This window comes from Nocardia sp. NPDC056564, assembly GCF_042793755.1.
In the GTDB taxonomy this organism is placed as follows: domain Bacteria; phylum Actinomycetota; class Actinomycetes; order Mycobacteriales; family Mycobacteriaceae; genus Nocardia.
In genome coordinates this window covers 403,546-416,605 of sequence record NZ_JBHTUR010000005.1, presented here as the reverse complement: position 1 = coordinate 416,605, position 13,060 = coordinate 403,546, and the positions used below count along the sequence as shown (strand labels likewise).

The 13,060-nt window shown below is 67.3% G+C and carries 13 protein-coding genes; 1 reads left to right on the top strand and 12 read right to left on the bottom strand.

The window, feature by feature from the left end; genetic code table 11:
- Positions 1-851: 851 nt before the first annotated feature.
- Positions 852-1,268, bottom strand: a complete 417-nt coding sequence (locus ACFQ9K_RS16600; RefSeq protein WP_378720683.1) for a hypothetical protein — start codon at positions 1,266-1,268, stop codon at positions 852-854.
- A gap of 304 nt (positions 1,269-1,572) precedes the next feature.
- On the opposite strand from ACFQ9K_RS16600, the gene ACFQ9K_RS16595 reads away from it, so the two are divergent.
- The gene (locus ACFQ9K_RS16595; RefSeq protein WP_378720681.1) at positions 1,573-2,589 is read left to right on the top strand and encodes an isopenicillin N synthase family dioxygenase; all 1,017 of its coding nucleotides are present in this window, start codon (positions 1,573-1,575) and stop codon (positions 2,587-2,589) included.
- A gap of 4 nt (positions 2,590-2,593) precedes the next feature.
- Here the strand turns inward: ACFQ9K_RS16595 and ACFQ9K_RS16590 are convergent, their stop codons facing one another.
- The 11 genes from ACFQ9K_RS16590 to ACFQ9K_RS16540 all read right to left on the bottom strand — a co-directional run bounded on the left by ACFQ9K_RS16590 (position 2,594) and on the right by ACFQ9K_RS16540 (position 13,042).
- A complete protein-coding gene (locus tag ACFQ9K_RS16590; protein WP_378720680.1) occupies positions 2,594-3,613 on the bottom strand; it encodes an ABC transporter substrate-binding protein in 1,020 nt (339 codons plus the stop codon).
- Positions 3,614-3,628: 15 nt separating this feature from the next.
- Entirely contained in the window at positions 3,629-4,450 is an 822-nt protein-coding gene (locus tag ACFQ9K_RS16585; RefSeq protein WP_378720679.1) for an ABC transporter ATP-binding protein, read from the bottom strand.
- 29 nt (positions 4,451-4,479) lie between these two features.
- Positions 4,480-5,520, bottom strand: coding sequence for a FecCD family ABC transporter permease (locus ACFQ9K_RS16580; RefSeq protein ID WP_378720678.1), 1,041 nt, complete (start codon positions 5,518-5,520; stop codon positions 4,480-4,482).
- The gene (locus ACFQ9K_RS16575) at positions 5,517-6,533 is read right to left on the bottom strand and encodes a FecCD family ABC transporter permease (RefSeq protein ID WP_378720677.1); all 1,017 of its coding nucleotides are present in this window, start codon (positions 6,531-6,533) and stop codon (positions 5,517-5,519) included. The genes ACFQ9K_RS16580 and ACFQ9K_RS16575 overlap by 4 nt, the downstream gene beginning before the upstream one ends.
- A gap of 179 nt (positions 6,534-6,712) precedes the next feature.
- Entirely contained in the window at positions 6,713-7,045 is a 333-nt protein-coding gene (locus ACFQ9K_RS16570; protein ID WP_378720676.1) for a hypothetical protein, read from the bottom strand.
- Positions 7,046-7,094: 49 nt separating this feature from the next.
- A complete protein-coding gene (locus ACFQ9K_RS16565) occupies positions 7,095-7,394 on the bottom strand; it encodes a hypothetical protein (protein WP_378720675.1) in 300 nt (99 codons plus the stop codon).
- 284 nt (positions 7,395-7,678) lie between these two features.
- Positions 7,679-8,482: a hypothetical protein gene (locus ACFQ9K_RS16560; protein ID WP_378720674.1), complete on the bottom strand. Its 804-nt coding sequence runs from the start codon at positions 8,480-8,482 to the stop codon at positions 7,679-7,681.
- Positions 8,483-8,538: 56 nt separating this feature from the next.
- Complete coding sequence (locus ACFQ9K_RS16555) at positions 8,539-9,336, bottom strand: hypothetical protein (RefSeq protein ID WP_378720673.1); 798 nt, start codon at positions 9,334-9,336, stop codon at positions 8,539-8,541.
- Between the two features lie 183 nt (positions 9,337-9,519).
- The gene (locus ACFQ9K_RS16550; RefSeq protein WP_378720672.1) at positions 9,520-11,175 is read right to left on the bottom strand and encodes a dipeptide ABC transporter ATP-binding protein; all 1,656 of its coding nucleotides are present in this window, start codon (positions 11,173-11,175) and stop codon (positions 9,520-9,522) included.
- The gene (locus ACFQ9K_RS16545) at positions 11,172-12,038 is read right to left on the bottom strand and encodes an ABC transporter permease (RefSeq protein WP_378720671.1); all 867 of its coding nucleotides are present in this window, start codon (positions 12,036-12,038) and stop codon (positions 11,172-11,174) included. Before ACFQ9K_RS16545 ends, ACFQ9K_RS16550 begins: the two co-directional genes overlap by 4 nt.
- A complete protein-coding gene (locus ACFQ9K_RS16540; RefSeq protein WP_378720670.1) occupies positions 12,035-13,042 on the bottom strand; it encodes an ABC transporter permease in 1,008 nt (335 codons plus the stop codon). Before ACFQ9K_RS16540 ends, ACFQ9K_RS16545 begins: the two co-directional genes overlap by 4 nt.
- Positions 13,043-13,060: the final 18 nt, after the last annotated feature.

The window sequence follows — 13,060 nt, the reverse complement described above, 5'->3', positions numbered from 1 at the left end:
GCACAGATCCGAGGGACCGAGCGGCGCCCGAACTCCGGTCTGTCGACAGCCGTTCAGCACCGGAACTTCGGCGGTCCGTCGTGCGTCCACAGCACCAAGCAATTGCTTCTGGAACGGGACGGCCACCCTTCTGCCAATTGGTCCTTTGACCATGTCTGGCGGCCCGGAACGCCGGGGCGATGGCCGAATGTCGCCGCCTACGACGCCGAAAGTCATTACCCCACTGCGGATCACCTGCTGCTCGCGCACTCGATTCCGATCGCTCGAATATCTCCGGAAACGTCTCGTCAGCGGCACGATAGGACGGCAGCGGGTAGCGAACTGATACGTGTCACTGTTCTCCTTCCAGAGCGCGGAGCGACGGCAGTGGTCGAGTGTTCCTCCTAGTTCGTCGCCGCGAGTGTCGCGGATGGGTCGAGGATTATGCCGAAAGCGCAAAAGTGGAGTGGGGGCGTCGAGTAGAGGGCGGAATCGCCGACTCCGCCGATATACACACGTTTGCGAAATCGAGCCGCCGCCCTGCGCGTGTCGCCGCTGCTGTTATCCGATTGTTGCCGGGAGGACGTCGGTGATGCCATCGGCGATATCGTGAGATTCGAGGCGAGGTATCACAATTCGCGACGTTCCAATGGATTTCGGATGTCGTGTCGCTTGGGGGTGGATCGCTCTTTCGACTGCGCACCGATCACCGCAGAATCGGGAGCACCGGCCCATCGGGCAGACACGACGACCGGGGATGACCCGCGGCCCACCTACGGGCCGCGCGGTCATCCCCAGTTGCGTTAGGACACAGCGGATATCGCCATTGTCCGGGCCGTCGCCTCGAATCGGCTCGGGGCCGGACAGTCCCGTCAGACGATCCGGACGTCCATCGTGTAGGAGGCGTCATGCTCCGGCGAGGTGAGCGTCACGTGGTATTTGCCCGTCTGCGGCAGGCGGATCTGGCTCGAGGTGTTGTCGCGGCAGATCAGCTGGCCGTCGGGGGCGGCGATGACGAAGCGGGCGGTGCCGGAGGCGGAGGTGTAGTGCGAGATGAGGTCGGTGGTCATCTGCTGGCCTGCCCGCGCGTCGATCACCCAGATATCGCTGTAACCGCGGTTGAGGTAGCCGGTCACGGTGCCGTGGTCGGTTCCGGGCGCGAACTTGATCTCCGCGTAGACCCCGCTGGCGTTCGCGACGCCCGCCCCCGCCGAGACGGCGAAGAACGCCGCCGCGATCGTGACCATGGCGAAGGCGGCTTTGCGCAGGGTGGTGAGCCAGACAGTCATGATGTTCCCGTTTCTCGCAGCATTGAAAGGTGTTACGCCACAGAGCTTGCGCCCCGGCACTCAGCAAGATCTATCGGCCCGCTAACGGACCACGTGGGGCGACGCGCACCGAGTCCCGACGGAGCGGCCGATGGCCACCTATGCATGTTCTGCGCACCCCGGATGTCCCGGAATGGGGGTTCTCGGTGTTCGAGCGTCTGCTCATGGAGGAAATTGTCGACGGTGCGTCCGGCGGACGGCAGTTCGGCGTGGGTCTTCCGATACTCGGTGTCTACCTGCGGTATATCGAGATGGGAGAACAACATTGAGCGAGTGGAACCGGGTGACGGTTGTCGAAGGGTTTGTTCCGGTGATCGATCTGTCGTCCAAGGACAGTGGCTCGGGGCGGCGGGCTGTCGCGCAGGCGATCGGCGCCGCCTGCGCCGGGTCGGGGTTCTTCACCATCGTCGGGCACGGGGTGCCCGCGCAGCTCATCGATCGGATGTGTGTGACGAACCGGGAGTTCTTTCTGCTGCCGGACGCGGTGAAAGATGTGGTCGGGCATCGGCCCGGGGTGTCCGGGTTCCGGCGGATGGCGGGGTCCACGGCGCACAGCCTGGACAAGCGGACACCGCCCGATCTGTGTGAGGTGTTCTCGGCGCATGTGACCGGGGAGCTGAGCGACCGGGAGCGCGAAGGTCTCGGAAATCATTGGGCCTCATGGAAGTTGGCCAATATCTGGCCGGAAACACCGGCGGGCTTCGCGGACACCTGGCGCGAGTACATGGCGGCGCTGACCCAACTGGCCGGTGATCTCATGCGGCTGTTCGCGCTGGCATTGGAACTCGACGAGAACTTTTTCGACGGCATGTTCGACCGCCACGTCTCCTCGGTGGCCGTCAACTACTACTTTCCGCAGCGCGCGGCGCCGCTGCCCGGTCAGCTGCGCCGCGGCGAGCACACCGACTGGGGCAGCCTGACCATCCTCTATCAGGACACCGACATCGGCGGGCTCCAGGTACGGCACGGGGACGGCGAATGGCGGGACGTGCCAACCATTCCCGGCGGATTCATCGTCAATATCGGCGATCTGATGGCGCTGTGGACCGCGGGCCGATGGGTCTCGACCATGCATCGGGTGGTCAACCCCGAACGCGGCAACAGCTCTTCCCGGCTGTCCATCCCGTTCTTCTACCTCCCCAACCACGACACGCCGATCGACCCGATCGGGGCCTTCACCGGCGGGGACGCGCAACAGCACTACGGCGCGTCCACCGCCGGCGAATGGATCTCCCGAAAGATGCAGAAGACCTTCGCCGCCGACCCCCTCGACTATCGGTAGCCGCTCAGGCGAGGAACTTGCCGAGGTCGTCGAGGACGCGCATCGCGCCGATCGGGCCGAGGCCGAGGAACCAGACCTCGTCGTCGACGGCGATGGCGTGGCCGGCTTTGACCGCGCCGATGTTGCGCCAGATCGGGCCGGAGGTCACGGCCTTCTGGTCCGGCGAGACGTCGGCGCCGTAGCTGGAATAGAAGATCCAGTCGGCGGCGGCCTGGTCGATGTTTTCCTTCGAGACCTCTACCGCGAGTTCGTTGACGTTCTGATTCGCCGGGCGCGGCAGGCCGACGTCGGCGAGGATGACGCCGATGAAGGATTTGTTGGCGTAGAGGCGGATGTTGCCGCTCAAGAAGCGAACGAGCGAAATCGTCGGTGCGGCAGGTAGTTTGGCCTTCACCTGATTGGCCTTGGTTTGGTAGTCGTTGAGCAGCTTGGTGGCCTGCTCCTCGGCACCGAGGGCGGCGCCGACCAGCAGGAAGTTCTCCTTCCACGGGAAGCCGGGGCGGATGGAGAACACGGTCGGCGCGATGGCGGACAGCTGCGGGTACAGGTCGTTGACGCGTAACTTGCTGCCCAGGATGAGATCCGGCTTCAGCGCGGCGATCTTCTCCAGGTCGAGGGTGTTGGTCGGACCGACGGTCGCGATGTTCTGTACCCGATCGGCCAGATACGACGGCACGCCCTGCTGACCGGCGGTGGTGGCCATGCCGACCGGCGTAACGCCAAGGGCGAGAACGTCGTCCAACTCGCCGGAGTCGAGAACGACTACCCGCGTCGGCTTCTTCTCGATCCGCGTCTGGCCCATGGCCTGGGTGACCGTACGCGGGAACACCCCGGGTCCGACATCGGCCTTGAGCTTGGCGGTTTCGGTATCGGCGGTGGCGAACATCGCGCCCCCGGTGGCGACATTCTTGTCACCGTGGCCGGTGTCGCCCGCGCTCACGGGGTTGGTGGCGGGATCGGACCCGCATGCGGTGAGCAGCGCGACGGCCGCCACGGCGACCACCGCCTTCGTCCATCGGACCATTGTGTGATTCCTTTCCTAGGACCGGGTGGCGGGCGCGACGGCCCGGCCGGTGCGATGTCGTCCGATCGGAACGACCATCGGGGTGCCGGACACGGGGTCCGGGATGATCTGGGCGGGCAGGCCGAAGACGTCCTCGACCAAGTCCGCGGTGAGGATGTCGGCCGGTGCGCCCTCGCAGGCGATGTCGCCGCCCTTCATGGCGATGAGGTGATCGCCGTAGCGGGCGGCCAGGTTGAGGTCGTGCATCACGATCACCACGGTGGTGCCGTCGACCTTGTTGAGGTCGGCGAGCAGGTCGAGCACCTCCACCTGATGGGCGATGTCGAGAAAGGTGGTCGGCTCGTCGAGCAGCATGATCGGGGTGCGCTGGGCCAGCGCCATGGCGATCCACACCCGCTGGCGCTGGCCGCCGGAGAGTTCGTCGACCGAGCGCGCCGCCAGCTCGACGGTGTCGGTGACTTCCAGTGCGCGCGCCACGGCGGCGTCGTCCTCGGGTGTCCATCGGCGGAACATGCCCTGGTGCGGGTAGCGACCGCGCCCGACCAGGTCCGCGACCGTGATGCCTTCTGGCGCGACCGGTGACTGCGGCAGCAGGCCGAGCACCCGCGCGACGTCCTTGCTGCGCTGCGCGGAGATCGACTCGTCGCCCAGATAGACCGCGCCCCGGGCGGGTGTGAGCAACCGGGCCAGCCCGCGCAGCAGGGTCGATTTCCCGCACGCGTTGGTGCCGACGATCATGGTCACCTTGCCCTCGGGGATGCGCACGGTGAGGTCGTTCACGATCGTCACCGGTCCATAGCCGAGGGCAAGGTGCTCGGTGCGCAAAGTTGGGGTCACGCTTTTCCTCTCAGACACGCACAGACCTTTCAGACTCGGCCGGCTCGGTTGGCCGCGGCGAGCAGCCACAGCAGATACGGCGCGCCGACCGCGCCGGTCACCACGCCGACCGGCAGTGCGGTGCCGAGCAGATGCTGTGCGACGAAGTCGGCGGTCAGCGTGACCAGCGCGCCGGTGAGCGCGGCGGGCACCAGGGCCGTGCGGCCGCCGCCGGTCAGCCGGGTGGCGATCGGGTTGGCGACGAACGCGACGAACGCGATGGGGCCGGCCACCGCCGTCGCGAAAGCCACACTGGCGGTGGCGATCAGCAGCAACAGCAGCCGGGTGTACTCCACCCGCAGGCCGAGGCCGGCCGCGACGTCGTCACCGAGTTGCAGTCCGTTCAGCGCGGGGGCGAGCAGCGCGGCGGCCGGGAGCAGCACCGCGAGCGCGATCGCCAGCGGGATGACGTGGTGCCAGCTGCGGCCGTTGAGATTGCCGATCATCCAGACCAGCGCCTGCTGGGCGAGCGCCACGTCGGCCCAGGTCATGAGATACGAGACGACGCTGGTCAATACCGCGCCCACCCCGACGCCGACCAGCACGAGACGAAACCCGTTCACCCCGCCGCGGTGCGCGAGGCGATAGATCAGCGCGCCGGTGCCGACCGCGCCGGCGAACGCGGCCAGCGACAGTGCCGTGCCGGCCAGTCCGAAGACGACCAGCGCGGCCACCGCCGCCGCGCTCGCGCCCTGGGAAACCCCGATCACGTCCGGACTGGCCAGCGGGTTCCGGAGCAATCGCTGAAACAGCGTGCCGCCGATGCCGAACGCGATGCCGACCAGTGCGGCCGCGACCGCGCGCGGCAACCGTAGCTGCCGGACCACGAACGCGTCCTGCCCGCCGCCACCTCCGAGCAGAATGCCCGGAATCTCTTGCAGCGGAACGGAATACGAGCCGACGGCGAGGTTCAGCGCGAATACCACGACCAGCGCCGACACCAACCCGAGCGTCACCACCCTGGCCCGAGTGGCGCCACCGCGCCGGGCGTGGGCGACGGCGGCCAGCGCGGCCGCGTCGACGGTACTCACGCCGCCACCAGCTTGCGGCGGCGCACGAGCACGACGAGCAGCGGCCCGCCGATGACGGCGGTCACGACGCCGACCTGCACCTCGGCGGGGCGGGCGATCACGCGGCCGACCACGTCCGCGACCAGCAGCAGGATCGCGGCGAGCACCGCGGCGTACGGCAGGAGCCAGCGATGGTCGGGGCCGGTGATCAGCCGGGCCGCGTGCGGGATCATCAGGCCGACGAAGGCGATGGGTCCGGCGATGGCCGTGGCCGCGCCGCACAGGATGATCACCGCGAGCGCGGCGACGCCGCGGGCGAGCGGCACATTCTGGCCCAGCGCGCGGGCCACGTCCGGGCCGAGCGCCAGCGCGTTCAACATGCGCGCCGACAGCATCGCGAGCAGGAAGCCGACCGCGAGGAACGGCAGCGCCTGCCCGATGGTCGGCAGGTCGCGCTCGGCGAGCGAGCCCACCTGCCAGAACCGGTATTGATCGAAGGTGGTGGTGTCGGTGAGCAGCAACCCGCTGGTCACCGACTGCAACGCGGCGGTCACCGCGGCTCCGGCCAGCGCGAGCTTCATCGGCGTGGCGCCCTCCCGGCCGAGCGAGCTGACCAGGTAGACGACGCCGCCCGCGATCGCGGCGCCGGCGAAGCCGAACCACACGTAGCCGGTCACCGAGGTCAGGCCGAGCACACTGATCCCGAGCACCACGAACAACGCCGCGCCCGCGTTGACGCCGAGCAGGCCGGGATCGGCGAGCGGGTTTCGCGTCGCGCCCTGGATGATCGAGCCGGCCAGCCCGAGCGCGACACCCACCAGCACGCCGATCACGGTGCGCGGCAACCGCAGATCGCGCACGACGGCGTGGTCGATATCGGCGGGGTTGTAGTGCAGCAGCGCGTCGAGCACGGTGGTGAACGTCAGCGCGCGTGAGCCGATGGCGATGCTCAGCAGCACGGCGAACGCGAGCAGCGCTAGTAGCAGCGCCAGCCCCAGTGCGAGCGGGAGCGTCCTGGTGCGGGCGCGATCCATGTGTGTCGGTTACCTTCGGTTGCAGACTATACGGTTTGCCTACCCTAATTCATGAGTGATGGGATGTTCGAGCCGCCGGGGGGCGGCGCTGCCGCGGCGCGGCACAGCAAACAGCAAGAAAGCCGAAACCCTCTGCATCGCAGAGGATTTCGGCACTCATCGGCCGGTAGCGACAGGCGCTACTTCCCGGTGCCCTCCATTATGTGCTTCAGCTTGTCGGTCTCCTGCGTCTGCTGTTCCTGCTGGAGCGCGAAGCTCGTGGAAGCGGTGTGCAGTGCGCTTCCGATCTGCTCGGCCACCGGCTTGGCCTCGTTGAGGCGCTTCTGGATGAATTCCGCGGCGGCGGTATAGGCGTCCCACATCCCGAAGAACAGCGGGCCGAACTGCACCACCGTGTATTTCAAGGGGTCGATCTCCCCGGCGGTCTGGCCCAACTCCGGCGCCACCTCGGTCAGCCAGACCTTGGAAACCTGCTCTAGCAGATCGACGTCGACCTTCAGCTCTCTGGTCATAGATGATCACTCCACAAGGTGTCGTTGCTCATTGAGATCCACGCGGACATCAATTCGGGTTCGCAATCTTCCAGATCGCCAGCTCGGCTTCCGTGGACGAACTGCCGTCCCACGGGTGGTCTTGGAAACTCTCATCGGTCAGCAGTGTGCGGTACTTCGGCTTCGCCGCACCCTGGTTGGTGATGTCCACCACCGCCGTGCGCGACCCGATCTCGGTGTGCTTCAGCAGATGGGCGACATCGGTGGCCACCGGGCGCAAATCGTCCGGACTCGTCGACCCGGCCGCATCGAAATCGACGGTCACCGAGATCATGCCCGGCCTGTCGCGCATTTCAACCGTATCCACCATGAACAAGCAGGTTCCGGCCGGAAGTCGCAACTTCGCGAGCTCCGCGGTCAAGAATTTCTCGTCCGCGTTCTGGGCGGGCGAAGACGGCCCGTTCGTACACGCTCCGGCGCTGGTCGTCGCCCCGGCCGACGTGCTCGGCGTCGCCGTCGGTGTGACGAATTCGCCTGACCCACAAGCGGATACCACGGCTACAGCGGAGATGCCCACGGCGCCGGCCAGGCGCCTCGAAGCCGAACGGAAGCGCACAGTGCGCGGAGCCGCGCGTCGCTCCGGGTGCGGAGATCTCATTTCTCCTTGTCCTCTCCGTCTTGGTGCCAATCGTCGCCCTTGTCGTCGAACAGATCGGTCGCACCGGAGGGCCACGTCACCGCGCCGGATTTGGCGACATCGAACCCGGATGGAGCTCGGATGAGGTTCTTGAGATCGTTACTCGCGACGTAGACCTTGCTCTGTACCTTGACGAAGTCGGTGAGCGCCTGGGCGACGAGTTCGACGGCCGCCACAATGGCGGAATTCAAGTTATTGATGGTCCAGATCGAAGCGACGCCGGCCGTAGCACCCGTTTCCTCGACGAACGTCGCAACGTTGGCGATAATCGTAGCCAGCTTGTTGGTGATGTTGTAGTAGAGATTCTGCCCCTCTTCGGCGACCGTGATGAGTCGGTCGTGAATAGTGGTACACATGTTGTCGATGGTGGTCATGGCCGCCTGCTGGCTTTCCTTCGTCGTCTTGAACGACTTGTAGGCGCTACCGTCCCATCGGCCTTCCATGTTCAGCTCGCGGCGGCCCTGCATGCCGATGCAGCCGCGGACCTCGGCGCCTATCCATTGCCATTTAGCCGCGTAGTCCAGGAACAGCCAGGGGGCGAACATCCCCTCGACGGCCTGTTTGAGCTTCTCGAACAGGTCGGCAAGGGTGTCTTGAATATCATCCCGGACGTCGCTCACCTTGAGGTATACCAGAGGCGCGATGTACTTGAGCTTGTCGACTGCATCGTTGATTTTGTCCGGCGTCTTCTTGACGTCCTCGACCGCGCGTGAGAAATCATCCCTGACCTGAGCCAGCGTCTTTTCCGATAATTCGACCATCGATCCCGAATTTCCGTTCTTACATCATGTCCGATTGACCCGCTACAACGTGCCGGCTAGCTGTATTCCACGAGGTACCGCTCGTGCGCCAGCACCCGCGAAGCCAATTCGCTGTCCGTTTCCTGGTCGAGATAGATATCGCTCACTGGCCGCGGCTTCCGCGCGCGTATCTGCGCACAGCACTCGAGAATGTCCTGCGCAACGAAATCGACCTCGATGCCCTCCACCCAGCCGGGATCGATACTGATCGAGATCAGCTTGGACCACGTTGCGGTGACGGTCAGCGCCGGCCTGCCGAACGCGTCGCGTCCCGGGCCATACACTTCGAGCGGGGTTTCGAGGAACAATTGATCGTAAAGTCCCCGGTAGTCCTCTATCGTGCGGGTCCTCAGCAATAACGGTGTGGCACTACGTAGCGACGGTACGGTCGACGGCGGCAACGCTCCGGACTCGACCGTGCGCGCGGCCCACTCGTACATGCCATAGCGGTAGGCATCCACAATCGACTTACCGTACTGCGACGGATCGAACGCGGCCTTCCAGTTGCGCCCCAGCTTGATATCCACAGGCAGGCGATCGGGGCCGACGGTCACGGAAACCAGCGATGACTTCTGCGGCGGAGTCAGGCCGAGGCTCGCCATCAGAGCGGTCGAGCTCGACGCCCCCGCCATGTCTCGGGCGGCGGGAGCGGGGCGGCTGAATGACGGCGTTGGCGCGGACGGGCGCGAATCGGCCGGTGGCGGGGGCGCACTCGGCGCGGACGCTACGGGCGGCGTTTTCGGGGCCGACCGGAGCGGTTCCTCGTCCCAGTATTCATCGGGGTCGTCATAGTGGTTGTAGAACCCCCCGCTCATCGCCGCACCTGTCCGTGGCCGGTGGCCTGCGAGGCAGGCAGCGTCGGAACACCCGGAATCAACATCAACCCCCAAGTCATGTCAGTCGCCGTCAAGACGGACGCGACCACCCTCGCTGGTACCGATCGGTTTGTCAACTTCCACGGTGCGCATTCCTTACGCACACGGCAACCGAATCCGAATTCATGACCGCGACCGCTGCGCGCCGGGGAGTTCGGGAACCGAGGAGATGAGGCGGCGGGTGTAGTCGTCTTGGGGTGTGTTGAAAACTGTTTCTACATCGCCGGATTCGACGATGCGGCCGTCTTTCATGACGACTACGCGGTCGGCGGTGTGGTGGATTACGCCTAGGTCGTGGGAGATCAGGAGTAGGGCGGTGCCGGATTGGGCTTGGAGGGTGGCGAGGAGGTCGAGGATTTGGGCTTGGACGGAGACGTCCAGGGCGGAGACCGGTTCGTCGGCGACGAGCAGGGCGGGGCGGGGGGCGATGGCGCGGGCGATGGCTACGCGTTGGCGTTGGCCGCCGGAGAGGGTGCGGGGGTGGCGGTCGAGGAAGTCGGGGGTCAGTTGGACCGCGTCGAGGACCTCGCGGACGCGGGTCGCCCGGTCGCGGCCTCGAATGTCCACGGTGTCAAGGCTTTCGCCGATGATGCGTTCGACGGTGTAACGGGGGTCGAAGGAACTCAGCGGGTCCTGGGCGATCAATTGGGCGGTGCCGCGGTGGCGGCGCAGTTCCTTGTCGGAGTATTCGCTCCACGGTTCGCCGTCGACGACGACGCGGCCCGCGGTCGGCGCGACGAGGCGCAACGCGAGGCGCGCGGTGGTCGTCTTGCCGGAGCCGGACTCGCCGACGATGCCGAGGGTCTCGCCGGCGAACAGGTCGAAGTTGACGTTGTCGACCACGGTGCGGGCGGCCGGGCCGGTGCCGTAGGTTTTGCGAAGGTTCTGAACGGACAACACGATCCGGGTCTCGTCCACCGTGCGCGGCGGTAGTGGTGTGCGATCGTGCAGGTCGAGGTCGGACGGACCGTCCGGGATGGACAGTGCGGTACCGCGGGAATCGGCCGAGGGGACGGCGGCCAGCAAGCGCTTCGTGTAGCCGTGCGTCGGCCGGGTCAGCACGTCGTGGGCACTCCCCTGCTCGACGACCGTTCCGTCCTTCATGACCAGCACGCGATCGGCCAGCTCCGCGACCACCGCGAGATCATGGCTGATCAGCAGCAGCGCGTTGCCCGCCGCCTTGCGCTGCCGGAGCAACTCCAGAATCTGTTGCTGCACAGTGACATCGAGGGCCGTGGTCGGCTCGTCGGCGATGATCAAGCGGGGATCGCCCGCGATCGCCGTCGCGATCAGCACCCGCTGGCGCAGGCCGCCGGAGAGTTCGTGCGGGTACTGCCGCAATCGCCGCTCGGGTTCGGGGACACCCACATCGGTGAGCAGCCGCACGCTGCGCGCGGTGCGCGCGGGCCCGCGCAGATCGGTCAGCGCGCGTTGGGCTTCCGCGAGGGTCGCGCCGACCGTGCACAGCGGATCGAGGGACACGAGCGCGTCCTGGAGGACGAACCCGATATCGGAGCCGCGGATCCGCCGCCACTGCCGCTCGCGATACGCCCGCGCGTCCTGCCCGAACAGCTCGAAACTGTCCGCGCGGACCGCGGCCCCGGATCCGGACAGCCCGAGCAGAGCGCGCGCGGTCACCGACTTCCCGGAACCCGACTCGCCGACCAGCGCGACGACCTCACCAGGCTCGATCCGCAGATCGATGCCGTGCACCACCTCGCGGCCGCCCGCCTTCGCCGGAAACCCGATGCGCAGGTTGGTGATCGAGACCAGGCTCATGAGGGCCTCCCGTCGTAGTGCCGTTGCCAATGCCGCCCGAGCGAACTCACCGCGATGACGGTGGCGGTGACCGCCACACCGGGCAGTACCGCGATCCACCAGGCGTTGCGCAGATAGTTGCGCCCCTCGGCGAGCATCGCTCCCCATTCCGGTTCCGGGGGTTGCGGTCCCATTCCCAGGAAGCTCAGTCCGGCCGCGCCGAGGATCGCGGTGCCGAGGCCGATGGTGGCCAGGATCGGTACCTGAGCGACCGCGTGCGGCAGCACGTGCCTGCGCACCAGCGTGGCCCGGGTGAGGCCGAAGGTCCTGGCCTGCTCGACGTACCCGGACTCCTGGACGACGAGTGTCTGGGCGCGCACCACCCGGGCGAACCGGGGAATCGAGGCGATGCCGAGCGCGAAGATCAGGTTGGTGGTCCCCGGCCCGGTGAACGAGATCAGGACCAGCGCGAGCAGCAGATCGGGGAAGGCCGAGACCACGTCGAGGAACCGGGTGATCAGCTCGTCGAGCAGCCCGCGGGCCAACCCGGACAGCAGGCCGAGCGCCGTGCCGGCCACCACCGCGATCGCGACGGCGGTGACCCCGATGAGCAGCGAGTAGCGCGCGCCGTGGACCACCCGGGTGAAGACATCGCGGCCGAGATGGTCGGTGCCGAACCAGTGCTGCGGGCTCGGCGAGAGCTGGGCGGCAAGGGGATCGGCGGCCAGCGGATCGTCCCCGGCCAGCACGGCGGGCGCAATCACCGCGATGGCGACCAGGATTACCGTCACCGCCGCCACGACGACGCCCGGCGGCACCTCGAACTTTCTTGCCCGCGTGGCGATTCGGTGGATGGCCGGGCGGGAAACACCGAACGTCGTCATGCCCCGCCTCCGCTGGAGTCCCGCCGAAGTCGCGGGTCGAGCCACAGGTACAGCAGATCGACCAGCGTGCTGATCACCACGTAGACCAGCGCGGACAGAATCGCGACCGCGAGCACCACCGGAAGATCCTGTGCCAGTACGGCATCCACGGTCACCCGGCCGAGGCCGGGGCGGCCGAAGACCTCTTCGATGATCACCGCCCCGCCCAGCAACCCGCCGACCAGCCAGCCGGTCAGGGTCACGGCGGGCAGTGCGGCGTGACGCAGCCCGTGCCGCAGGCGCAGCTCGGTCTCGCTCACCGACCAGGAGCGCACGGTCACCGCGAACGGCTCGTCGAGCGCCCGCTCCAACCCGTCCCGCAGCACCTGGGAGATGACCGCGCCGAGCGAGAGACCGAGCGCGAACGCGGGCAGCACCAGGGCGGACAGTCCCTTGTTGGCGGCCACCGGAAAGATCTTCAACTGGAAGCTGAACACCGAAAGCAGCACGATGCCGAGCCAGAACGCCGGCGTCGAGATCAAAGCCAGCTCAACCGCATTCGCGACGGCGCGGGCACGCCGGCGCCGCGCGGTGGTCGTCGCGACGAGCACCGCGAACACCACCGCGACCAGCAACGCGGCCCCGGTGAGCGCCAGTGTCGGCCCGGCCTGCGAGCCGATCACCTCCGAGACCGGCCGTTGCAGAACATAGGAGCGCCCGAAGTCGCCGTGCGCCACGTGCCACAGGTACCTGGTGTACTGCACGATCGCGGGACTGTCGAGCCCCCATTCGGCGCGGATGGCCGCCTCGATCTCCGGCGTGCGCGGCTGCTCGCCGAGCAACACGTCGACCGTGTCACCCGGCGCCAGCCGCACGCCGACGAAGGACAGGGTGGCCGCGCCCCACAGCACGCCCACGCCCGAGAGCAACCGCAGCAGTACGCGTTTCGCGATCCTGACCCGTGCGTCGGGTGGACTGCCCTCGGCGATGGCCACGGCCGGCGGTGCGGCGATGTCGAGGGTCATCGACACCACACCGGTTCG